General features: G+C 39.6%; 20 protein-coding genes and 1 tRNA gene. 11 read left to right on the forward strand and 10 right to left on the reverse strand.

Features of this window, described 5'->3' with window-relative positions; translation table 11 throughout:
* The first annotated feature begins 31 nt into the window (after positions 1–31).
* The 7 genes from lpxD to KSK37_RS06700 all read left to right on the forward strand — a co-directional run bounded on the left by lpxD (position 32) and on the right by KSK37_RS06700 (position 6604).
* Positions 32–1063, forward strand: a complete 1032-nt coding sequence (gene lpxD, locus KSK37_RS06670; RefSeq protein ID WP_088359634.1) for a UDP-3-O-(3-hydroxymyristoyl)glucosamine N-acyltransferase — start codon at positions 32–34, stop codon at positions 1061–1063.
* Positions 1056–2453, forward strand: a complete 1398-nt coding sequence (locus tag KSK37_RS06675; RefSeq protein ID WP_217200315.1) for a bifunctional UDP-3-O-[3-hydroxymyristoyl] N-acetylglucosamine deacetylase/3-hydroxyacyl-ACP dehydratase — start codon at positions 1056–1058, stop codon at positions 2451–2453. Before lpxD ends, KSK37_RS06675 begins: the two co-directional genes overlap by 8 nt.
* A complete protein-coding gene (gene lpxA / locus KSK37_RS06680; RefSeq protein WP_088359636.1) occupies positions 2454–3242 on the forward strand; it encodes an acyl-ACP--UDP-N-acetylglucosamine O-acyltransferase in 789 nt (262 codons plus the stop codon).
* A 91-nt stretch (positions 3243–3333) separates the two neighbouring features.
* Complete coding sequence (efp, locus tag KSK37_RS06685) at positions 3334–3897, forward strand: elongation factor P (RefSeq protein WP_088359637.1); 564 nt, start codon at positions 3334–3336, stop codon at positions 3895–3897.
* Between the two features lie 23 nt (positions 3898–3920).
* Positions 3921–4823 (forward strand): UDP-3-O-(3-hydroxymyristoyl)glucosamine N-acyltransferase, encoded by a 903-nt coding sequence (locus tag KSK37_RS06690; protein WP_217200316.1) that lies wholly within the window; start codon positions 3921–3923, stop codon positions 4821–4823.
* A 150-nt stretch (positions 4824–4973) separates the two neighbouring features.
* Entirely contained in the window at positions 4974–5846 is an 873-nt protein-coding gene (gene sucD, locus KSK37_RS06695; RefSeq protein ID WP_217200318.1) for a succinate--CoA ligase subunit alpha, read from the forward strand.
* A gap of 92 nt (positions 5847–5938) precedes the next feature.
* Positions 5939–6604 (forward strand): porin family protein, encoded by a 666-nt coding sequence (locus KSK37_RS06700; RefSeq protein WP_217200320.1) that lies wholly within the window; start codon positions 5939–5941, stop codon positions 6602–6604.
* 98 nt (positions 6605–6702) lie between these two features.
* Here KSK37_RS06700 and KSK37_RS06705 read toward each other — a convergent pair whose 3' ends face one another.
* The 7 genes from KSK37_RS06705 to KSK37_RS06735 all read right to left on the reverse strand — a co-directional run bounded on the left by KSK37_RS06705 (position 6703) and on the right by KSK37_RS06735 (position 14261).
* Positions 6703–8019 (reverse strand): ABC transporter permease, encoded by a 1317-nt coding sequence (locus tag KSK37_RS06705; protein ID WP_217200322.1) that lies wholly within the window; start codon positions 8017–8019, stop codon positions 6703–6705.
* Positions 8020–8034: 15 nt separating this feature from the next.
* Positions 8035–8949, reverse strand: a complete 915-nt coding sequence (locus tag KSK37_RS06710) for an ABC transporter ATP-binding protein (RefSeq protein WP_088359642.1) — start codon at positions 8947–8949, stop codon at positions 8035–8037.
* 222 nt (positions 8950–9171) lie between these two features.
* Positions 9172–10164 carry a tRNA dihydrouridine synthase DusB gene (gene dusB / locus KSK37_RS06715; protein ID WP_217200324.1) on the reverse strand — a complete coding sequence of 331 codons (993 nt, stop codon included), beginning with the start codon at positions 10162–10164 and terminating at the stop codon, positions 9172–9174.
* Positions 10165–10299: 135 nt separating this feature from the next.
* On the reverse strand, positions 10300–10503 hold the full coding sequence (locus tag KSK37_RS06720; RefSeq protein WP_217200325.1) for a hypothetical protein: 204 nt from the start codon (positions 10501–10503) through the stop codon (positions 10300–10302).
* Entirely contained in the window at positions 10503–11132 is a 630-nt protein-coding gene (locus tag KSK37_RS06725) for a DUF3575 domain-containing protein (RefSeq protein ID WP_217200327.1), read from the reverse strand. Before KSK37_RS06725 ends, KSK37_RS06720 begins: the two co-directional genes overlap by 1 nt.
* A 9-nt stretch (positions 11133–11141) precedes the next feature.
* Complete coding sequence (locus KSK37_RS06730) at positions 11142–12314, reverse strand: thioredoxin family protein (protein ID WP_217200329.1); 1173 nt, start codon at positions 12312–12314, stop codon at positions 11142–11144.
* 273 nt (positions 12315–12587) lie between these two features.
* Entirely contained in the window at positions 12588–14261 is a 1674-nt protein-coding gene (locus tag KSK37_RS06735) for a glutamine--tRNA ligase/YqeY domain fusion protein (protein ID WP_217200331.1), read from the reverse strand.
* A gap of 239 nt (positions 14262–14500) precedes the next feature.
* Here KSK37_RS06735 and KSK37_RS06740 point away from each other — a divergent pair, with 239 nt between their 5' ends.
* The gene (locus tag KSK37_RS06740; RefSeq protein WP_246566283.1) at positions 14501–15217 is read left to right on the forward strand and encodes a DUF3575 domain-containing protein; all 717 of its coding nucleotides are present in this window, start codon (positions 14501–14503) and stop codon (positions 15215–15217) included.
* Positions 15218–15257: 40 nt separating this feature from the next.
* On the opposite strand, the gene menC is transcribed toward KSK37_RS06740, so the two are convergent.
* Positions 15258–16265: an o-succinylbenzoate synthase gene (gene menC, locus KSK37_RS06745; protein WP_217200335.1), complete on the reverse strand. Its 1008-nt coding sequence runs from the start codon at positions 16263–16265 to the stop codon at positions 15258–15260.
* A gap of 6 nt (positions 16266–16271) precedes the next feature.
* A complete protein-coding gene (gene fbp / locus KSK37_RS06750) occupies positions 16272–17282 on the reverse strand; it encodes a class 1 fructose-bisphosphatase (protein ID WP_088359651.1) in 1011 nt (336 codons plus the stop codon).
* A gap of 265 nt (positions 17283–17547) precedes the next feature.
* Here fbp and KSK37_RS06755 point away from each other — a divergent pair, with 265 nt between their 5' ends.
* The 3 genes from KSK37_RS06755 (at position 17548) to KSK37_RS06765 (ending at position 20790) form a co-directional block, all read left to right on the forward strand.
* Positions 17548–18786 (forward strand): aspartate kinase, encoded by a 1239-nt coding sequence (locus KSK37_RS06755; RefSeq protein ID WP_217200337.1) that lies wholly within the window; start codon positions 17548–17550, stop codon positions 18784–18786.
* A 6-nt stretch (positions 18787–18792) separates the two neighbouring features.
* Entirely contained in the window at positions 18793–20631 is a 1839-nt protein-coding gene (locus KSK37_RS06760; protein ID WP_217200339.1) for a bifunctional lysophospholipid acyltransferase family protein/GNAT family N-acetyltransferase, read from the forward strand.
* Between the two features lie 86 nt (positions 20632–20717).
* Positions 20718–20790 (forward strand) — tRNA-Phe (locus tag KSK37_RS06765).
* Positions 20791–20848: 58 nt separating this feature from the next.
* Here KSK37_RS06765 and KSK37_RS06770 read toward each other — a convergent pair.
* Entirely contained in the window at positions 20849–22999 is a 2151-nt protein-coding gene (locus KSK37_RS06770) for an endonuclease MutS2 (protein ID WP_217200341.1), read from the reverse strand.
* Between the last annotated feature and the right edge of the window lie 92 nt (positions 23000–23091).

The raw sequence follows: 23091 nt of genomic DNA on the forward strand, positions 1-23091 counted from the left end.
AATATTTGGGAATTTCTTATCTTTGCAGGATATGGAATTTACAGCATCGCAGATTGCAGCTTTTATCAACGGGAAAATCATAGGCGACGAAAACACTACCATTACCGGTGTTTCGCCTATAGAAAGTGGTGAGAATGGTCATCTTTCTTTCGTTGCCCAGGAAAGGTTTGCAGAATTTCTTAGTACTACGAAATGCTCGGTTCTCATTGTTTCAGAAAAACTTTTAACCAAAGACTCCTACCCCAAAACCATCATCGCTGTTGAAGATGCTTATCTATCCTTTCAGGTTCTTATGAATCTGTACAAAGAAATGCAGGGCCGAAAAACAGGGATTGAAGACGGGGCTGTATTTCACGAAACCTCTAAGGTAGGTGAAAACGTATATGTAGGTGCTTTTACCTGTGTTTCTGAAAAAGTGAGAATTGGCGACGGAAGTCAGATTTATCCCCAGGTTTATATAGGAAAAAATGTAAAAATCGGCAAGAACTGTATCATTTACAGTGGTGTCAGAATATATGATTACTGCGTAATTGGCGACAATTGCGTGATTCATTCCAATACGGTGATCGGATCTGATGGTTTCGGTTTTCAGCCGACCAAGGACGGTTATCAAAAAATCCCGCAGCTTGGAAATGTTGTTCTGGAAGATAATGTGGAGATCGGTTCAAACTGCAGCATTGACCGTGGGACACTCGGTTCAACGGTAATCGGAAAAGGCACCAAAATCGATAATTTAATTCAGATCGCCCACAATGTAAAAATCGGTCAGAATAATGTGATCGCTGCTCAGGCCGGAATTGCCGGTTCTACGGTAATTGGCGACTGGAACCAAATTGGCGGACAGGTGGGAATCGTCGGTCACATCAACATCGGTAACCAGGTTAAAGTTCAGGCACAAAGCGGGGTGAACTCCAGCGCAAAAGACGGCGAAGTTCTTTACGGATCGCCTGCCATTAACGCCGGTGAATACAGAAGAAATTATGTTCATTTCCGAAATTTCACCGAAATCGTAAAACGTATTAACAATATTGAAAATAACTCAAAAGATAAAACTAGTGAGTGATAAACAGAAAACTTTAAAGCAAGAGGTTTCCCTTTCCGGCATTGGGCTTCATACCGGTAGAGAAGTAATTCTTACCATTAAACCGGCTAAGGAAAATACAGGATTCGTATTCGTAAGAACGGATCTGGAAGGAAATCCACAAGTAGAGGCTGACGTAAATTACGTTACCACAACAGAAAGAGGAACAACCCTGGAGAAACTGGGCGTGAGAATCCATACCTGTGAACATATTCTTGCCGCTTTGGTAGGTTGCGATATCGATAACGCCATCCTTGAAATGAACAGCGCAGAACCGCCTATTTTAGACGGTTCTTCCAAGTTTTTTGTGGAGGCTATCGAAACAGCAGGAATTGTGGAGCAGAATTTCGACAGAGAATACCTCGTTGTAAAAGAAGTGCTGAATTATATAGATCCGGCAACAGGTTCAGAGATTACCATTATCCCTTCAGATACTTATGAAGTAACGACAATGGTGGATTTCGGAACTAAAGTTTTGGGAACCCAGAATGCCACATTAAAAGATATTTCTGAATTCAAAGAAGAAATTTCTTCAGCGAGAACTTTCAGTTTCCTTCACGAGCTTGAAATGCTTTTGGATGCAGGTTTAATAAAAGGCGGTGATATTTCTAACGCCATTGTGTATGTTGACAAGGAATTAACAGCAGAAACCGGTGAGAAACTGAAAAAAGCTTTCGGTAAAGATGATGTATCAATCCGCCCGAACGGTATTTTAGATAACCTTACCCTTAATTATCCCAACGAAGCAGCCCGTCACAAATTACTCGATGTTATAGGTGATTTAGCGTTGGTAGGTGTTAAAATTAAAGGAAAAGTAATTGCCAACAAGCCTGGACATTTTGTAAACACCCAGTTTGCAAAAAAACTGAACAGACAGTGGAAACTTCAGAAAAAGAAAAACGTTCCCGATATCGATATCAACAAAGCACCGGTGTATGACATCAACGGTATTATGAAACTGATGCCGCACCGTCCGCCGTTTTTATTGATTGACAAAATTCTGGAGCTTTCAGATTCGCACGTTGTGGGTTTGAAGAATGTAACGATGAATGAACCTTTCTTTGTTGGGCATTTCCCTAAAGAACCGGTAATGCCGGGGGTTTTACAGGTAGAAGCGTTAGCACAGACCGGTGGAATTCTGGTTCTTGCAAGTGTTCCGGATCCTGAAAATTATTCTACCTACTTTATCAAAATGGATAAGGTAAAATTCAAGAAAAAAGTAGTTCCCGGTGATACGATGGTTTTCAAAATAGAATTAATTACACCTATCAGAAGAGGAATTGTTCACATGCAGGGTTACGGCTATGTTGGCGACAGTGTAGTAGTGGAAGCAGAACTGATGGCACAGGTCGCAAAAAATAAACCAGATTAAATGGTACATCAATTAGCCGCCGTTGACAAACGTGCAAAAATTAAAAAAAATGTAATTGTAGAACCTTTTACAACCATAGCTGGTGATGTGGAAATTGGCGAAGGAACCTGGATTGGACCTAATGTAACCATTATGGACGGCGCCCGAATCGGTAAAAACTGCCGTATTTTTCCCGGAACCGTTATCTCCGCAATTCCACAGGATTTAAAATTCGACGGTGAAGATACCCAGGTTATTATTGGGGATAACACTACCATCAGAGAATGTGTCACTGTTAACCGCGGTACAAAAGCACTTGGTTATACCAAAATAGGAAACGACTGCCTTATCATGGCGACCTCACATATTGCCCACGACTGTATCCTCGGAAACGGAGTGATCATCGTAAATGGCTGCGGAATCGCAGGTCATGTGGAAATTGGTGATTATACCGTAATGGGAGGCCTTTCCGCGGTGCATCAGTTTGGAAAAATCGGGAAACATGTAATGATTTCCGGAGGTACATTGGTAAGAAAAGATATTCCCCCTTATGTGAAAGTGGCGAGAGAGCCGATGACTTATGCCGGAATTAATTCCGTAGGATTAAGAAGAAGAGGTTTCACAAACGATAAAATTTTTGAAATTCAGAAAATTTACCGTGCGATTTTTCAGATGAAAATGAATGTTTCTCAGGCTGCAAGCTATATTGAGAAAGAAATGCTTCCAACGGCAGAACGTGATGAAATTTTAGAATTCATCAGAAATTCACCGCGGGGTATTGTGAAAGGATACGGAACAGGAAAAGAATAAATCTGGTTCCCCAAAAAAATAAAACATTGATAAAACTATAAAAAGTTCAGCTTTTAAAAACCTGAACTTCAACAAAAAACTCCACTATTAAATGGCTACAAGCAACGATATTAAAAAAGGAATGTGTATCGAATACAGCAACGATATCTTCAAAATCATTGAATTCCTTCACGTAAAACCAGGTAAAGGCCCGGCATTCGTAAGAACAAAAATGAAATCGGTTACCAACGGAAAAGTTCTGGATAACACTTTCTCTGCAGGTCACAAAATCGACGAAGTAAAAGTGATTACAAGAAAATTCCAGTATCTGTATGATGATGAGAACGGTTTCCACTTTATGAACAATGAGGATTTTTCTCAATTGTATCTTGACAAAGAAATGATCGAAAACGCACAGTTTATGAAAGCTGGTGAAGAAGTAACCATTATCCTGAAAGATTCCGACGAATCACCGCTTGCTGCGGAAATTCCGCCAACTGTTTACCTTGAAGTAATTGAAGCAGATCCGGGTGTAAAAGGAAACACCGCTACCAACGCCTTGAAAAATGCTATCGTAGAAACCGGAGCTAGAGTAATGGTGCCACTTTTCATCGAGGCTGGCGACAAAATTAAAGTAAACACCGAAGACGGAACTTATCTGGAAAGAGTAAAATAATTTTTTTTTTTGCATCTTAAAATATGACCTTCAACCAACCGCAAACCCTTAAAACCATTGCGGAAATTATCGGAGCCCGAATTATTGGCGATGAAAATTTCCCGGTTTTGGGAACGAACGAAATTCATCGCGTGAAAAACGGTGAAATTGTTTTCGTGAATCACCCGAAATATTACGACAAAGCCCTTAATTCGGCCGCAAGCATTGTTCTTATTGATAAAGAAGTGGCATGTCCGGAAGGCAAAGCGCTGTTGGTTTCCGAGGATCCCTTCAGGGATTTCAATAAAATCAATACCCATTTCACGCGGATTTATAATTTCACCGAACAGCTTCACGATTTCGAAGTGGGAGAGGGAACAAAAATTCATCCTTCAGCAGTGATTGGAAACGATGTGAAAATTGGAAGTAACTGTATAATTTTTCCTAATGTGGTGATTGGTGACAGAACCACTATTGGTGATAACGTCATTATCCAGAGCGGAACTGTCTTAGGAGGCGATGCTTTCTATTACAGAAAACTCAACGGAAATTTCGACCGCCTGATTTCTGTTGGAAATGTCATTATTGAAGATCATGTGGAAATCGGAAATAACTGTACCATTGACCGTGGTGTTACCGATTCTACCATTATTGGTGAAGGTTCAATATTGGATAATCTGATCCAGATCGGACACGATACGGTGATCGGCAAAAAAGTGCTTATTGCTTCCCTTGTAGCGATTGCAGGCTGCTGTATCATTGAAGATGAGGTCACGGTTTGGGGACAGGTCGGTATCGCATCAGGAAACAGAGTAGGAAAAGGCGCGGTGCTTTTAGGAAAAACAGGTGTGAATAAAGATTTGGAAGGCGGCAAAACCTATTTCGGGCAGTTAGCGGAAGAGTTTAGAGATTATTTACGCAAGGAAGTGAAATTGAAAAACCTTTAGGTTATTGATAACTGCAGTTCTTTTAACAATAATACTCCTGGCTTTTAAGAAATATAACGAATAAAAATAATTGATAAATTTTTTTAACCCGGCAGATTCAGTAAATTTGTAAGAATTAATTTTTCTAAAAAATAAAATAAAAAATATAAGATGTCAGTATTAGTAAACAAAGATTCTAAAGTAATCGTACAGGGCTTTACAGGAAACGAAGGAACTTTCCACGCAGGACAGATGATTGAATACGGAACCAACGTTGTAGGCGGTGTAACTCCGGGAAAAGGGGGTTCTGAGCATTTGGGGAAACCGGTTTTCAATACCGTTGCTGAAACCGTGGAAAAAGCTGGAGCAAATGTTTCAATTATTTTCGTTCCGCCTGCATTTGCTGCAGATGCGATTATGGAAGCTGCCGATGCAGGAATTAAAGTAATCGTTTGTATTACTGAAGGTATTCCGGTTGAAGATATGGTGAAGGTTAAAGCTTACATTGCTGACAGAGACTGCAGATTAATTGGGCCAAACTGCCCGGGAATTATCACTTCTGATGAAGCTAAAATCGGTATTATGCCAGGTTTCGTTTTCAAAAAAGGGAGAGTAGGAATCGTTTCCAAATCCGGAACTTTAACTTACGAAGCTGCTGATCAGGTGGTAAAAGCCGGTTACGGCGTTTCTACCGCGATCGGAATCGGTGGTGATCCAATTATCGGAACTACGACTAAAGACGCACTGGAACTATTCATCAACGATCCTGAAACTGATGCAGTAGTAATGATCGGAGAAATTGGAGGAAACCTTGAAGCGGAAGCGGCAAGATGGTACAAAGCCAGCGGTTCTACAAAACCTGTTGTCGGTTTCATCGCAGGACAAACTGCCCCTAAAGGAAGAACAATGGGCCATGCAGGAGCAATCGTTGGAGGTGACGAAGATACTGCACAGGCAAAAATGGCAATTATGAAAGAAAACGGAATCAATGTAGTAGATTCACCTGCTGAAATCGGTTCTACAGTAGCTAAAGTTTTAGGATAATTTTACGCCAATAAAGATATAGCGTTCCGTAATTTTTTACGGAACGTTTTTTTTGCCCAATATTTTTTATCTTTGTTACTAAACACACTTATATGAAAAATAAACTATTGATCAGTTCTGCACTTTGCGCAGTTACTTTTTTGTCTGCACAGATTGATCTCAGAAGCACCAGATTCGGAATTACCGGTGGCGGAACATACTCCAGAGTCAGTAATGCTCACAACCCTTCAGGACCTATATTTTCAGGCTTCGGCGGGGTTTTGGCTTTAATTCCGGTTGACAGCAATGACCAGTTTTATCTTCAGCCCGGAATAGAGTATCTTGGAGCCGGGGAATCGGGAAAAGATAAAAATGCCAAAAATGCTGAGGGTTATAACGCAGTTTATGCTAATAATTATCTCAGCGTTCCTATTTATTTTAAAGGATATTTTTCTGAAGCTGAATCCGAGTTTTTTGCTATGGCCGGCCCAAAATTTAATTTTCTGGTCAGTCAGAATGTAAAAGATGCGCCGCTGCGATATACTGTAGATGGCGACCCGGCGACCGGAATTAACGGTAAGGCTGCGAGTTTCAATTTTGCAGTGGGTTTAGGCGTAGGATTTTCCTACAAAAGAATGCTCGAAATTACCGGACGGTACGATCTGGGATTAAGCAATACTTACAAAGGATTAATGGGTGAACTTGCCAAAGATCCCAATACCGACAAGAAAAAATCGGAACAGGTTGTCAGCCTCGGACTGAGTTATATTTTTCAGTAAATCATTTTTAAATTAAGCATAAAAAATCCCATCAGTTTTAACAGATGGGATTTTATTTATCTAAGAACCAACTTAATATTTTATTTTTTTTTAGCTAATTAACTTCTGATCCATTTCCAAAGTTCCTTTGCACTTGCTTTGTTGCCGTACATCAAAATTCCCACCCTGTAAATTTTTGCAGCAATATAAATCATTGCCAATGTGGATATCACCAGGAGAAACATCGAAAGTGCAATCTGCCAGAGCGGAACTCCAAACGGAATCCTTGCAATCATCGCGACCGGCGACGTAAACGGAATAATGGAAAGCCAAAAGCCAAGCGGCCCTTCCGGATTATTCATAATCGTGAAGCTTCCGTACATTCCCAGCATCAGCGGGATAATCGCAAAAAGAGTAAACTGCTGTGTCTCTGTTTCGTTATCAACAGCCGAACCAATTGCGGCATACATCGAACTGTAGAAAATATATCCCAAAAGAAAAAACACGATGAACACGAAAATAATCAGTCCGAAATTCATATCCAGTAAAATGTGGGAAACTTCTGAGGCAGCCTGTTTAATGTCAAATGACTTCATCATTTCTGCCGACTGCTCACCTCCCGGAATTTGTTTTTGCATTGCAGAAAAACCTGTATTCAGGAAAACCGCGCCGATTACCGACATCGTAATCCAAACGGTAAACTGAGTAAGCGCAACCAGCGTAACTCCCAGGATTTTTCCCATCATCAGTTCAAAAGGTTTTACCGAGGAAATAATGATTTCCACCACACGGTTGTTCTTTTCCTCCAAAACGCTCCGCATTACGCGAACCCCGTAAATAATGATGAACATGAATACGGCATACATTAAAACCATACTCAGCCCTGATCTTACCCCGAAATCCAAATCGGAATCCCCTTTGTTATTATCCACCACGTTTTGGGTGCTGAGCGCGAAATTTTTATCCAGATTGATAATCTGGTCTTCGGAAATACCGAGTTCTTTTATTTTTTCCTGCTTAATCACTTTCGAAAGATCGGCAACAACACTCATTTTCGTGTCTAATCCAATCTTCTTGTTGATCAGTAATTTGGAGCCTTTTTCAAGGGCGTCGAAATTATTGTCTTTCAGTTCCGGAATGATTAAAAGTCCTTCAATTCCGGTCATGTCCTTAAGCGTGGAAGCCAGCGCTTTTTCATTTTCCTGAGGAACAAAAACATATTTAATGGTTTTGTCGCTTTTCAGATTTCCTACAAAAAGACCGCTTTTATCTACCACATTGAAAGTACTTGAACTTTCATTCGCCTTAAACATGAATGCGATCAACGCTCCGAAACCGATCATCAGGACAGGCGCAAGAAGCGTAAGAATGATAAAAGATTTTTTCTTTACCTGAGTTAGATATTCTCTTTTGGTGATCAGAAATATATTTTTCATGAATTTATTTTCAAATTATTTTTTTCCGGCAGACACCGCGTTGATAAATACCTCATTCATACTTGGAATTTTCTCGTCAAACGATCGTATTTTCCCAACTTTCATCAGTTCATTCAATAAAATATTCTGGTCGTTGTCGTTTTTCAGATCGAATGAAACAAGTTGGTTTTCAGTGGAGTAGCTGTTGATTTGAAAATGCTCTTTAAATGCACTGAATTTTTCCGCGTTTACCTCAGAAAGTGTCACTCCGAAAATGTTTTTCTTGAATTTTTCCCGCACATCAAAAACTTTCCCGTCCAGTATTTTCTTCGCGTGATCGATTAACGCTACCGAATCACACATTTCTTCCACACTTTCCATGCGGTGTGTAGAAAGAATAATGGTCGTTCCGTTATCTTTTAGCTTCAGAATCTGGTCTTTAATTAAATTTGCGTTCACCGGATCAAAACCGGAAAAAGGCTCATCAAGAATCAGCAGCCGTGGTCGGTGCAGAACCGTTACCACAAACTGTATTTTCTGCGCCATACCTTTGGAAAGTTCACTCAGTTTTTTCTTCCACCACTGGTCGATTTCCAGCTGCTCAAACCAGTATTTCGCCTGGCTCAGCGCATCACTTTTGCTCATGCCTTTCAGTTCGCCGAAATACAGAATCTGGTCGCCAACAGACATGTTTTTGTACAGTCCGCGCTCTTCCGGCATATAACCGATTTGTTTGATGTGTTCCGGATTCAGCTTTTGATTATTGATGAAAACTTCGCCGGAATCAGCCTGAGTGATTTGATTAATAATTCTGATAAAAGTGGTTTTTCCTGCACCGTTTGGACCTAAAAGTCCGTAAATACTAGCTTCAGGAACATCGATGGAAAAATTTTCGAGCGCCAGCTTTTTGCCGGCGTTATAAGTTTTGGTAACATTTTCTGCTTTCAGCATCCAAATAATTTTAAGTATTAGTCTTCAAAAGACCTTGAAAGTTACGGAATTTATTGGGAATTTTCAGGAGCCGGGAACCTGCTGTCCGCTATATCTTTTTTGTACGGCTGCGTCAGAAGACACAGCCATACAAAAAAGGATGCCGCTTCCATCAGGGCTAGGAATGCGGTGTAAGTTGTATCAACGTATGAGAATTAAAAAAAAATCTCCTGTTTAACGGTTTTAGGAAAACTGAAATTCGCGGTAGAAATCAGCTGCTTCTGCAATCACTACATCCATTTCCTCCAAAGTGAAAACCTCAAGGAATTTTCTTCTGAAATCTTTAAAATGCGGGATTCCGCGGAAATAATTGCTGTAATGCTGACGCATTTCAATTAAGCCCAGTCTTTCGCCTTTCCATTCCATGCTCCATTCTGCGTGTTGACGTACTGCTTCTAAACGTTGCTCAATAGTAGGTTCCGGCAATTTTTCTCCGGTTTCAAAAAAATGTTTGATCTCATTGAAAATCCACGGATACCCGATCGCGCCACGACCAATCATGATGCCGTCGCAGTCGTATTTCTGTTTGTATTCCAGAGCTTTTTCAGGAGAATCTACGTCACCGTTGCCGAAAATCGGAATTTCGATATTCGGGTTGTTTTTCACCTTCGAGATATAATCCCAATCGGCTTGTCCTTTATACATTTGGGATCTTGTTCTTGCATGGATCGTCAACGCTTTTACGCCAACTTCCTGCAGCCTTTCAGCAACCTCCATAATATTGATGGTTTCCGTATCCCAGCCCAGTCTGGTTTTCACCGTAACCGGTAAATGGGTAGAATTTACAACCGCTTTTGTTAAACGGACCATTAAGTCAATATCTTTTAAAACGCCTGCACCTGCTCCTTTACAAACCACTTTTTTCACAGGACAGCCGAAATTGATGTCAACCAGATCCGGGTTTACCGCTTCCACAATTTTTGCAGAAAGTGCCATCGCTTCTTCATCACCGCCAAAAATCTGAATTCCCACCGGTCTTTCGTAATCGAAAATATCAAGCTTTTTTTTGCTTTTCATCGCATCACGAATTAAACCTTCAGAAGAAATAAATTCCGAATACATCATATCTGCACCGTGCATTTTACACAGCCTGCGAAAAGGCGGATCCGAAACATCTTCCATGGGAGCAAGGAGAAGCGGGAAATCCGGAAGTTCTATATTTCCGATTTTTATCATGGTGCAAAGATAATTTTTTTGAACGGAAGCAGAAAGTTACAGCGGAATTTCATTATTGCGCCGGTTTAAAATTCGGTCTTGATGAGAAAAGGAAAACAGTTTCGGGAAAATCTGTTTATCAATACTTGTATTTTTTCAGTCGAAATCGTGATGGGTATCATCCTTGGAATTGCGGTGTACAAACCACATCCCAATGGTTAAACCAACCACTCCTGCAACGGCCGTCATTAAGGCTCGTTCTAATTTATCAGGAAGTTGATTTCCGATATAATTCATTAAAAATAGGACGATAAAAGTGATTGCAGCAATCACCATGAATTTTTTGCTTTTAATATCCATTATTTTAATCGGTATGAAATCATTAATCCTCCGCGGTAAGGAATCCATTCTCCACTTTGATTGTAAACCCGATCTGGGTCGGTGTCGTACCTAATCCCTAGATATTTATGAAACCCTTTATAGTAGCTTTGAGAAGTTCCGCCTCCAAGATAGAGGTCTAAATTCCATTTGTTACTTAGATGAAACTGATAACCTATCGTGGCACCTAAAAAATATGAAAAACCATCCTGATAGAGATCGGAGGCAGGATATATGGGAGATTGGGGTGTATATTGAGTTGGTTCATCACTCCAGTAATTATATTTTTGCAATTTGAAACGTGCAAAAGATATGTTTGCGCCTACATACAAATGCTTAAAGGCTTCTTTGAAATAATACCTCCCGTCCAATCCCGCCATATAAATCTGTGCATATTTACCAGCGAATGATTTCCAGGGGGAAATAAAAACCTCGCCCTGAAGTGTCATCTTTTCATTTAACTGATACTCCAGACCTGCATTTAACATTCCGATGGGAAGAAAAAGTGCATTGGCTTTAACATAAAGTTTTTTTTGAATAACGGAATCCTGAATTTGGGCATGGGAAAAAAAGGCGACGGAAACAGCAAGTGCGAAAATGAGTTTTTTCAAAATGGGTACTTATTTTAAAGTTTCTAAAAGTTGCTTTGCTAGTGATGAATCTTTGCCCTGGCTTTCTGCAAGGTTTTTCGAAATTTCAGCATACATTTTTGCATTGTCTTTCTTTCCGGTTTTCGAATACAGTTTGGCAAGAATATAAGTATTTTCCGGAGTTTCCGATTTCATTACTGATTTTTCAGCCCATTCTTCAGCTTTTTTCAGTGAAGTATTATTGCTGATATGTTCACTGAAAATCCAGGCAGCTTTCAGCAATTCTTCAGAATCGAAATCATCGGAGTTTTTGTAGTATACCAGCGCGGCCTTTTCGTATTCCGCAAATTTTCCGCTGTTTGGATAAAGTATTACTTTCATCCGGTTGAGTGCCATTTCAGCATCAGTTTTACCAATTAACGGGATGGCGTTTTTATAGAAATAATCATCGTTGATGACACCAGTTTTCTGATCTATTGAATTTTCTAAAATCTTGGAAATCTTAATATTCGCGTCAAACTGCTTGTAAATATCTTCAGACATTAACTGAACGATTTCCGGTTTTCTTTCAACAAAAATTTTATAATTGGGATCACCCGGTGATTTCAGGAAATACAAAAGCAAACCTAATTCATCTTTAGTTAAAGGCTGGCCTTTTTTTACGGTAAAATATCGTTCTGAGACTTTTTTGGCCAGCTCGTAATCGCTGTTCGCGTAGAGACTCATCATATTCAGCAAAAATTCGGGATCACTTTCACCTTTTTCAAAAAGTTCTTTGTTGGATGAATTGCGGTATTTTGGATTGTTGGCTTCCTTTGCGATCGCAAGAAAATCTTGCTCTCCCATATAACCGTAATTTTTCATCACTACTTCGCCGTCGCCATTTAAAAACAGAAAAGTAGGGTAAGAACGGATGCCGTATTTCATCGCGATTTCGCGACCTTCGCCTTTTTCCATGTCAAATCTTGCATTGATGAAATTGGCGTTGTAATATTCTTTTACCGACTGTAAAGGGAAAATATTCTTTTCCATCATTTTACACGGGCCGCACCAAACCGCAAACGCATCGATAAAAACCAGTTTTTTTTCGCTTTTGGCTTTCGCGAGAATTTCTTTGAAACTGGACGTCTGGAACTGGATGCCTTCCTGAGAAAACACGGTCAGAGAAATGCAGAATATGATTAAGGTAAATAGCTTTTTCATTTGAGACTGAGAGAATTTATTGCGAATATAATTATAATAAATAACGGGGAAAAACTTTTGAAGAAAAAGAAATTGTGGTAATTTTCGGAAACATGACTGTTTGTGGCTTAAATATTGCAAAGAGAACCTAAAATAAATGTCACATGAAAAAGAATATGAAACATCTGAAGATCCGTTATCTGAGACTGATCTGCAAAGTGAAGGGCAATATTTTTGTTAACGGGGTGATTTAAGAAAAAACCCTTTCGAAAAAAGTTCGAAAGGGTTTTTTATTTATTCCGGTTTGTAGCCGTCTTTCAGCGTAACAGTTCTGTTGAACACCAGCTTTTCATCCGTGGAATCCTGATCTTTTGTAAAATATCCGATTCTCTGGAACTGGTAATGCTGCCCGATTTCTGCATTTTGCAGGCTTGGTTCCACAAATCCCTGCACTGTTTTTAAACTTTCAGGATTAAGGAATTCCATAAAATCGGTTTCTTTTTCAGCATCCGGCTGTGGAGTGGTGAAAAGTCTGTCGTAAATTCTTACTTCCACCGGTAATGCGTGTTTTGCAGAAACCCAGTGCAAAGTTCCTTTTACTTTTCTTAAACTTTCTTCGGTTCCGCTGCCTGATTTGCTTTTCGGATCGTAAGTAGCGTAAATGGCAGTGATTTCACCGTTTTCGTCTTTTTCTACACGTTCTGCTTTGATGATGTAAGCCGATTTCAGACGTACTTCACCGCCCAGTTTCAGACGGAAAAATTTGTTGCCCGCCTCTTCTTTGAAATCTTCTCTTTCAATATACAGTTCTCCTGAGAATGGAATTTCCCGGGATCCCGCGTTCTCATCTTCAGGATTGTTTTCCGTTTCTAGCCATTCTTCTCCGTTTTGCGGATAGTTTTCAATTACCAGTTTTACCGGATCGATAACTCCCATTACACGGGTTGAAATTTTATTTAAATCTTCTCTTACAAAGAATTCAAGCAGCTGAATATCGATTAAATTTTCTCTTTTCGCAACACCCACTCTTTCAATAAAGTTTCTGATTGCTTTAGGAGTAAAACCCAATCTTCTCATCCCTGAAATGGTGGGCATTCTCGGGTCGTTCCAGCCGGTTACTGCTTTTTCAGCAACCAGTCTCTGTAATTTTCTCTTGGAAGTGATCATGTACGAAACATTCATTCTCGCAAATTCTCTCTGCTTGTTTCTTACGGTATTTTCTTCATAAACCTGATCGAGATACCAGTCGTAAAGCGGACGGTGATTTTCAAACTCCAGTGAACACAGGGAATGGGAAATCTGCTCGATATAATCGGATTCGCCGTGAGCCCAGTCGTACATTGGATAAATTTTCCATTTGTCGCCGGTTCTGTGGTGAGGTCTTTTCAAGATTCTGTACATCACGGGATCGCGCATATTCATATTGGGCGATTTCATATCGATTTTTGCACGCAGTGAAATAGTTCCTTCCTCGAATTCGCCGTTTTTCATCTTTTCGAAAAGCTCCAGACTTTCTTCTGTAGGCCGGTTTCGGAAAGGAGATTCAATCCCGTCTTCGAAAGGATTTTTTCTTTGTGCAGTAATTTCTTCCGAAGACTGCTCGTCAACATAAGCCTTACCTTCTTTAATCATCTGAACTGCCCATGTGTAAAGCTGATCGAAATAGTCTGAAGTGTAAAGTTCCTGATCGTATTTAAATCCAAGCCAATCGATATCAGCCTTGATGGAATCTACAAATTCCTGTTCTTCTTTCTCCGGATTGGTGTCATCAAAACGAAGGTTTACCGGTGCACCATATTTTTCGCCCAAACCGAAATTAATGCAGATCGCTTTGGTATGACCCACATGCAGATAACCGTTGGGTTCCGGCGGAAAGCGGAAACGTAATTTATCTTTTGAAAAGCCATTTGCTAAATCGTCTTCTATAATTTGCTCAATAAAATTGAGGGATTTTTTTTCTTCTTCCATTGTAAATTCTTGTAGTAGGCAAATTTAAGGAATCTTGGGAAAAGAAAATGAGAATTTCTTTCTTCAGTATTGAATTTGCTTTAAACCAGTGCAGATTATTACTTAAGAATTTACCGTTCAGAAAATTGCATGCTTTTAATTATTTTCAAAATGCAGTCTTTATTTAACAGTAAAAAGTTATTTAATTTTATACATTTGAAAAATTAAACAATTTTTAATTTGATCATTCAATCATGAACATGAAACCCCTATTTTTCAGTCTTTTTATTTCTGCCACCGTCTTTTCCCAGACCACCGGTGCGGATAAAATGAATATCGTAAAAACTAATGTAACCGCCTACGCCTTTCGGAATGTTAATCTTACCTATGAACGTGTTATTAATAAGAAGTTTTCTGTATCGGCGGGCTTTGGAGCAATGGGTAAGGGAAGTGTCCCGTTCAGCAACAGTTTTCTTAAAGACACCGAGTTTTCTGATACAGAAGTTTCGATGACCAATTTCACTTTAGAACCAAGGATTTATTTAGGCGCAGGTTACGGACGGGGATTTTATTTCGCTCCATATTACCGGTACAGTGCTTTTAACGTTGATCAGGTGACTTTAACGGTAGATTACTCTACAGGCAGTTCAGATCCGTTGAAATTATCAGGTAAAGCTACCGGAAACAGTGGAGGACTGATGGTAGGAGCGCAGTGGTTTTTGGGCAAAACGGACAGTTGGGTTTTAGACTGGTGGATTGTTGGAGCGCATTACGGAAAAGGAAAAGGTGATTTCCGGGGGAATTCGTCGCGTCCGTTAACTCCGGCTGAGCAGGCAGAATTAAAAGATAAGATTAATAATCTGGATATTCCTTTTGTAGAATATACCACAACGACCGATGCCAACGGTGGCAACATTAAAGTTGACGGTCCGTGGGCTGGTGTAAGAGCCGGACTGTCTTTCGGATATCGGTTTTAATGATGTAAAATATTAATGAGAAAGAGCCTGAACAATTGTTTCAGGCTTTTTTTATGGAAAGCTGATCGCCTTTCAGATCAAGCAGTGTTTCAAAGTTATTGGTAAATAATCCGCCGGTTCCCAATCCCTGTGGTATTTTTGGATTCTTCGTGAAGGTGTATTGTGCGATGGCATTTAAGCCGATATTGCTTTCAAGGGCCGAAGTAATCCACCAGCCAATACTGAGATTTTCTGCTAAAGAAATCCACTCGTCACTTCCCGAAAACCCGCCAATCAGTGAAGGTTTGAGGATGATGTACTGAGGTTTTATCTTTTCCAGAAGTTCCTTTTTTGTATCAAAATCGATGATTCCAATTAATTCCTCATCCAGCGCAATTGGGGTTGGTGTTTCTGCACAAAGCGCTTTCATCTGTTCAGTTTTTCCCGCTTTTATTGGCTGTTCAATCGAATGGATTTCCAACTCGGCAAGTTCCTTTAAAACGGTTTTCGCTTCTTCTAAACTGAATCCGCCGTTTGCATCCACACGCAATTCCAAATCTTTTTTCGGGAATTTTTCGCGGAGTTTTTTCAGGATTTTCTTTTCGGAATCCCAGTCTGTACCGATTTTTAATTTGATGCAGTCGAAACCTTCTTTTAATTTGTCTTCAATCTGTTCCTGCATGAACTCAGCATCGCCCATCCAGATTAATCCATTTATTTTTACTGAAGATTTTCCGCCGGTAAATTCACTGGGGAAATAAAGGTCATCGCCATATTTTAAATTTAAAACGGCCTGTTCATACCCGAACCAAATGGAAGGAAAGTGTTTTAATTTTTCCTTTAAAATTGCTGAATCAGCATTGATATTCTCACAAAGCCACTTCAGCTTTTCTTCATAATCAGGGGTGTCATCATAACTTAAACCCCGGAAAAGGCCACATTCGCCGGTTCCTTTCCTGCCGTTTTCTGTGATTTCGAGAAAGTAAGTCTCCTTGGTATGTAAAACACCGCGTGAAGTTCCGCCCGGACGTTTAAAATTGAGTGTGTATTGAAAGAATTCAGCCGTCATTTAAGATTATTGTGCATCTTTCATAAATTCTTCTGCCTTCTCCACCATATCAGTACTTCCGCAGAAAAACGGTACTCTCTGGTGAAGCTCGGTTGGCTGGATTTCTAAAATTCTGCCAAATCCGTCAGTGCATTTTCCGCCGGCCTGTTCCGCTAAAAACGCCATTGGGTTGCATTCGTAAAGAAGTCTGAGTTTTCCGTTTGGCGATTGTGAAGTTGACGGATATATATAAATTCCGCCTTTAATCATATTTCGGTGGAAATCTGAAACCAAACTTCCGATATAACGGGATGTGTAAGGACGGTCGTCTTCTTCGAGCTGGCAGTATTTAATATAATTTTTTACACCCTGCGGGAATTTAATATAGTTTCCTTCGTTGATGGAATATATTTTTCCTGTTTTAGGAAATTTCATACATGGGTGTGAAAGATAAAACGTCCCAAGACTTGGATCCAGTGTAAAACCGTTAACGCCGTTTCCTGTGGTGTAAACAATCATCGTTGAAGAACCGTAAACAACATAGCCTGCAGCGGCCTGGTTTACTCCTTTCTGTAAAAAATCTTCGAGTGTAACAGGAGTTCCGGGCTCGGTAACACGGCGGTAAATAGAGAAAATGGTTCCTACAGAAACATTTACGTCAATGTTGGATGAACCGTCGAGAGGGTCAATTAAAACTACATACTTGCTGAGATGGGCGTTAGGGCCGGTTCTTACTTCAATAAAATCATCGCTTTCTTCAGAGGCAATTCCGCAAACCACTTCTCTCTGAGATAAAGCTTCTATAAAAATTTCGTTGGCAAGAACGTCTAATTTCTGCTGCTCTTCACCCTGGATGTTTTCACTGCCCACTTTTCCGATGATATTTGCGATGCCGGCTTTGTTTACTTCTCTGTTTACTACTTTGGAAGCGAGGCGTATCGCGCTTAGAAGCCTGGAAAGTTCGCCGGTGGAATACTGAAAATCTTCCTGTTTATCAATGATGAATTCACCGAGCGTTTGAAAACTTTGTTCTGACATTATTTTGCTTTTTGGGTTTTCACAAATTTCGGAATTTTCTTTGAATTATTCCTCTTTTAATTTCGGTTAAATAGTGGAAAATACTGTTTCTCGTATTTAATTAAATTAATGCCTGATGTTGATTTGACAACAATTCAGATTGAATTTTTTTTATATTTCCTGGCGTTTTTTTATCTCGCTGTAAATTAATAATTTTGAACCCTGATATTTCTGTAATAATCAAAAAAAGTTTGTATTCGTAAATAATTGATATTTAAATATTTAAATGAAAATTTTCAAGTTTGGTGGAGCATCGGTAAAAGATGCAGAAAGTGTAAAAAATGTAGCGCTTGTATTGGAGTCTCAGGGCTTCGAGAAATGTGTGCTCGTAGTTTCGGCAATAGGAAAAACAACGAATGCTTTGGAAAAGGCCGTTGAAAATTATTTTGCCAAGAAAGATTACCAAACAGAAATTGAAAAAGTGAAGCAGAACCATCTGGAAATTTCTAACGGACTGTTTCAGGAAAACCATCCTGTTTTTGCGGAGATTTCTCTGTTTTTTGATGATATTGAATCTTTTTTAAGAAGAAACAAATCACCGAATTACAACTTTGTATACGATCAGGTGGTAAGCTGCGGAGAAATGATTTCCTCTAAAATCCTGAGTGAATATTTAAATGATATTCAGTTCAAAAATAACTGGCTCGATGCGAGAGATTACATCAAAACCGACAGCAATTACCGAGAAGGAAATATTGACTGGGAAGAAACAAAAAAGAATATTTCAGCTCTTGACAGTAACATGTGTTATGTTACGCAAGGTTTTATCGGTTCGGAAGCTAACAATTTTACGGTGACGCTGGGCAGGGAAGGTTCAGATTATTCGGCGGCGATTTTCGCGTACTGTCTCAATGCAGAAGCCATGACGATTTGGAAAGATGTTCCGGGAGTGATGACCGGCGACCCCAGAAAATTTGAAAATGTAACTCTTCTGTCGAATATTTCTTACGAAGAAGCTATTGAAATGGCCTATTACGGCGCATCAGTAATTCACCCGAAAACCTTGCAGCCCCTGAAACAAAAGAATATTCCGTTTTTTGTGAAATCTTTTCTGGAGCCGAAAAAACCGGGGACCAAAGTTGGGATTACAGATCAAAATGTTCAGGAAGAATCTTATATCTTAAAGGAAAACCAACATTTGATGCGGATTGCAACCCGCGATTTTTCTTTTATTGCCGAAGAACATTTAAGCCAGATTTTTGCGCAGCTGGCAAAATATAAGATCAAAATTTCGCTGATGCAGAACTCAGCGATTTCCCTTGCGATTTGCCTTGAAGACAAATATGGGCATATTGATGAACTGAATGAAGAGCTGCAGATTATTTTCAATACAGAGATGGTGAAAGATGTATCCCTTTTTACCGTAAGAAATGCTAAATTAGAAGACCTTAATAAGTTTTATGAAAATAAAAATATATTATTGGAGCAGATTTCTAAAAAAACAATACAAGTTGTAACTAACTGATAACCAATGAGCCTTATTTCAAAGAGTGATTTAATCAAAGTGTCGGGTTTAGGCAGATTAGGATTTATAAAAAATCCTATTGCTTCAGCGATCATGCGCCTTACAAAGATCAATGAAGTCAATAAACTGTACGATGTACTGAAAGATAAAAGCGGGAAAGATTTCTTCGATTCTTTTGTGCGTGAAAGAGACCTGAAATACATCGTTTTTGAAGAGGATTTGGCAAAAATCCCAAAAACAGGACCATTTATTTTAGTATCCAATCATCCGTTGGGCGGAATTGACGGAATTCTGATGACAAAAATCCTTACCGAAATACGGCCCGATTTCAAAATTATGGGGAATTTTCTTCTGGAGAAAATCAAACCGATGGAACCTTACGTTATTCCGGTAAACCCTTTTGAAAACAGAAAAAATATCCGCAACAGTTCCACCGGAATGCGCGAAACTTTAAAACATCTGGAAAGCGGCGGATGCGTAGGAATTTTCCCGGCAGGGGAGGTTTCCAATAAGAATAATGAATTCAAGGAGATCCACGATAAAGCATGGGAAAAACCGGCTCTGAAATTAATCAGAATGGCTAAAGTTCCCGTCGTTCCGATGTATTTTCATGCGAAAAACAGCAGGCTTTTTTATCAGGTTTCGAAAATTCATCCGGAATTGCAGACTTTACTCCTTCCTTCCGAAATGATGAATAAGAGAGAAAAACCCATCCGCATAAGAATTGGAAAACAGGTTTCCGTAAAAATGCTGGAAGATCACGATTCTGTAGAGGAAATGGGCGAGTTTCTGAGGAAGAAAATTTATATGCTGAAATCGTATTATGAAAAAAGAAAATCTATTGCCGAACAGCTGAAACTTCCTAATCTGAAACTGAATTTCCCGATACTGAAAGAAGAAAATGTCGTTCAGAATATTATAGATCAGACGCCGGACGAAGATCTGGTAAAAGATATTGAGGCTCTTTATAAAAAGGATAAATTGCTATTCCGAAATGCTAATTATGAGGTGTTTTTTGCTGCGTACAGTGAAATTCCTTCCATTATGAGAGAAATCGGAAGACAGCGCGAACTCACTTTCAGAAAAATTGGGGAAGGCAGTAATCTTCCTTTTGATTTGGATCATTATGACGAGCATTACCACCATCTTTTCCTTTGGGACAGCGCTGCCCAGAAATTGGTTGGTGCTTACCGGATGGCGCTGGGAAGTGAAGTGATGAAGAAATACGGAATTGATGGCTTTTATACCAGTTCTCTTTTTGAATTCGATCCCGAATTGCAGCCTTTCTTCAGAAAAGTAATCGAAATGGGCCGGGCTTATATATCATCCGAATATCAGCAGAAACCTTTGCCGCTTTTCCTTTTATGGCGGGGGATTGTTCATGTATGTTTACGGAATCCGGAGCATAAGTTTCTTATGGGCGGTGTGAGTATTTCTGATAAATTTTCAGAATTTTCAAAATCCCTGATGATTGAGTTCATGCGTTCCCACTACTATGATTCTGCGGTTGCGCAATATATTCATCCAAAAAAAGAATTTAAGGTAAAACTGAAAGACCGCGACAAGCATCTGTTTTTCGATGAGGTAGAGTCGGATCTGAATAAACTGGATAAAATCATTGACGATCTGGAGCCCGAAATGCGTTTGCCGGTTCTGATTAAAAAATATATTAAACAGAACGCGAAAGTAATTTCATTCAACGTAGATCCAAGTTTTAATGATGCGATTGACGGGTTGATGTATATCCGGATCAGCGAACTTCCGGAGAGTACCATCAAGCCGGTATTGGAAGAAATGAGTGAGATGATTCAGAAGGAAGAAAATAATCCGTCTGATAATCAGTAAATTTCGGCTTTGATGCAATATTTTTCACTAAATCATTTGCATCGTAAGGGAAAAGGTTATACTTTTGCACCACTCAATAACGGAACGGTTTCTTAGCTCAGTTGGTAGAGCAATGGATTGAAAATCCATGTGTCCCTGGTTCGATTCCTGGAGAAACCACAAAACGCCCTTTTTAAGGGCGTTTTTTTATGTATGTAGAGGAAGGATTAGATAAGGATTAAATCCTCTCCAGTTCCTCCGCAGAAATCTGCGTTTTAAACATTCCGTAGTTCACGGTCACTTTTTGGTTTTTGTCGATTTTTTCGATAGTTCCAACGCTCGTGCTGCCCGCAATGCGCACGCGCTGTCCGATCTTCAGCCAAACGGCACGCTCATTCTGTCTTTTTGTTTCCAGTTTTTCGTTGGTTTTTACGATGTTTTCCTGAACATCCACTTTTTTTAGCTGTTGCGTGATTTTTCTTTTAACGATCTGCAGTTTTTTATTTTCATCTTTATCCGCGCCCGCTTTCCGGAATTTTTCCTGCTCGAGTATTTTTACAAAATCTGCTACGACCAACTTTCGCGATTTCCCTTTTACATAAGAATCTATGAAACTTTCAATCTTATTTCCAAACTGCAGTTTGCGGTGTTCTTCCTCATACAGCTTCTGAAAGTTGAAAAGCTTCTGCTGCAGTTGTTCGTTCAGTTTTTCAAGGTTTTCTTTCTTATTCTGGGTGGATTCCTTCTGTTCTGTAAGATTGGTTTTCAGTTTTTCAACTTCAAATTTTTCCTGCTGAAGTTTTACAATGGTTTTATCGAGGTTTACAATATCATGTTCCACTTTTTTCTTTGCAGAATTAATGATGAAAGCAGGAATCCTGTTTTTCGCCGCAACCTCGAAAGTAAATGAACTTCCGGCCTGTCCTACCTCCAGTTTATATAATGGCTCCAGAGAATGTTCGTCAAAAAGCATGGCCGCATTTTGTGCATTCGGAAGCTGTTCGATTACGAGTTTAATATTGGTATAATGCGTAGTGATAATTGCGAAACTTTTTTTGTTGTAGAAAAATTCCAGAAAACTTTCCGCCAAAGCACCGCCCAGTTCAGGATCTGAACCTGTCCCGAATTCATCGATCAGCAAAAGGGTGTTTTCGTCAGCCTCCCGAATGATCCGCGCCATTTTTTTAAGGCGGGACGAGTAGGTGGAAAGATGATTTTCAATGGACTGATTGTCGCCGATATCCGTCATTATACTTCCGAAGAAAAACATCTCAGATTTGGGATGAACCGGCACTAAAATTCCGGTCTGAATCATGAGCTGAAGCAGTCCTACGGTTTTTAGGGTAATTGATTTTCCGCCCGCGTTCGGTCCGGAAATACAGAGGATCCGGTTATGTTCCGTTAATGTGAAAGTCTGGGGAAAAATCTGTTTCTTCTCTTCCCGGTTTCTGATGAGCAAAAGCGGATGAAAGGCATTTACGAGACGCAAAGTTTTATGCCGGTTGATTTTAGGTAAAATACCGCCAATTTTTTCGGCAAATTTTGCTTTGGCTCTGGTTAAATCCAAATCAAAAATATAATCCTGATATTCAGTTAATTGCGGGTGGAATTCTGCGATTTCTGTGGTGAGTTTTCTTAAAATTTTGTCCACTTCTTTCTTTTCTTCCTCGATGTCTTCCCGTAATTTAAACTGATGTTTTACGACAGATTCTGGCTGAATGTAAGTAATAGAACCGGTTTTTGAGAGTCCCAGAACCCTACCCAAAACTCTTTTCTTGTAAGCCGATTTTACCGCCAAAACCCTTTGGTCATCGATGATGCTTTCCCTGATGTCATCAAGAAAGTCAGTATTGGTAAGCGAAGTGAGGGTTCGGTTGAAGTTTTCCTGAATGGCTTTTTTAGCGTGAGAAATTTCTGCTCTTAACGTTTTCAGGATGGGCGAAGCTTCACTTTTTACTTCCCCGAAACGGTTGAAAACCTTGTCGATTTTATCGATAATTTCCTTTCTGAACTCCAGATCTTTTACGTCATTGTTCAGATTCAGGAATATGTCTTCATAAACAGGATAGAATTTCTGAAGTTTGCCGATCTGTTCCGTGAGGCTTTTTATTTTGATGAAAGCAGGATTGTCAAGCCTGAAATTTTCAATCAGCATTAATTTTAACTCTGCTTCAATATCTTCATATTCGTTGAAAGGAATCGCGTTTCCGCTTTCGAAACTTGATACAAATTCGGCAACTTTTTTTAGCGAAAGTTCGGCTTCATCAATTGAAAACGGGCGCAGTTCAGCGATTTTGAACGCTGTTTTATGGGAATAGGCAAAGGGAGAAATTTCCGCGAGCAAGTCGGGAAATTCGAGTTCTTCTAATTGGTCTTTTGTAATATGCACGGAACAAATTTAATGATATTTTGAGAATAGGGCTGTTTGTAATTTTTGTAAATTTGAATTTGAAAAATAATCTTGAATCAGGCTTGAAAAAT

The organism is Kaistella soli (assembly GCF_019038595.1).
Lineage (GTDB): Bacteria > Bacteroidota > Bacteroidia > Flavobacteriales > Weeksellaceae > Kaistella > Kaistella soli.

Coding starts and splice junctions, on each gene's coding strand:
- lpxA (WP_088359636.1), top strand. CDS start 2,454: ATGGTACATCAATTAGCCGCCGTTGACAAACGTGCAAAAATTAAAAAA.
- KSK37_RS06690 (WP_217200316.1), top strand. CDS start 3,921: ATGACCTTCAACCAACCGCAAACCCTTAAAACCATTGCGGAAATTATC.
- efp (WP_088359637.1), top strand. CDS start 3,334: ATGGCTACAAGCAACGATATTAAAAAAGGAATGTGTATCGAATACAGC.
- KSK37_RS06700 (WP_217200320.1), top strand. CDS start 5,939: ATGAAAAATAAACTATTGATCAGTTCTGCACTTTGCGCAGTTACTTTT.
- sucD (WP_217200318.1), top strand. CDS start 4,974: ATGTCAGTATTAGTAAACAAAGATTCTAAAGTAATCGTACAGGGCTTT.
- KSK37_RS06755 (WP_217200337.1), top strand. CDS start 17,548: ATGAAAATTTTCAAGTTTGGTGGAGCATCGGTAAAAGATGCAGAAAGT.
- KSK37_RS06720 (WP_217200325.1), bottom strand. CDS start 10,503: ATGGATATTAAAAGCAAAAAATTCATGGTGATTGCTGCAATCACTTTT.
- fbp (WP_088359651.1), bottom strand. CDS start 17,282: ATGTCAGAACAAAGTTTTCAAACGCTCGGTGAATTCATCATTGATAAA.
- lpxD (WP_088359634.1), top strand. CDS start 32: ATGGAATTTACAGCATCGCAGATTGCAGCTTTTATCAACGGGAAAATC.
- KSK37_RS06705 (WP_217200322.1), bottom strand. CDS start 8,019: ATGAAAAATATATTTCTGATCACCAAAAGAGAATATCTAACTCAGGTA.
- KSK37_RS06740 (WP_246566283.1), top strand. CDS start 14,501: ATGAAACCCCTATTTTTCAGTCTTTTTATTTCTGCCACCGTCTTTTCC.
- KSK37_RS06730 (WP_217200329.1), bottom strand. CDS start 12,314: ATGAAAAAGCTATTTACCTTAATCATATTCTGCATTTCTCTGACCGTG.
- dusB (WP_217200324.1), bottom strand. CDS start 10,164: ATGATAAAAATCGGAAATATAGAACTTCCGGATTTCCCGCTTCTCCTT.
- KSK37_RS06710 (WP_088359642.1), bottom strand. CDS start 8,949: ATGCTGAAAGCAGAAAATGTTACCAAAACTTATAACGCCGGCAAAAAG.
- KSK37_RS06760 (WP_217200339.1), top strand. CDS start 18,793: ATGAGCCTTATTTCAAAGAGTGATTTAATCAAAGTGTCGGGTTTAGGC.
- menC (WP_217200335.1), bottom strand. CDS start 16,265: ATGACGGCTGAATTCTTTCAATACACACTCAATTTTAAACGTCCGGGC.
- KSK37_RS06735 (WP_217200331.1), bottom strand. CDS start 14,261: ATGGAAGAAGAAAAAAAATCCCTCAATTTTATTGAGCAAATTATAGAA.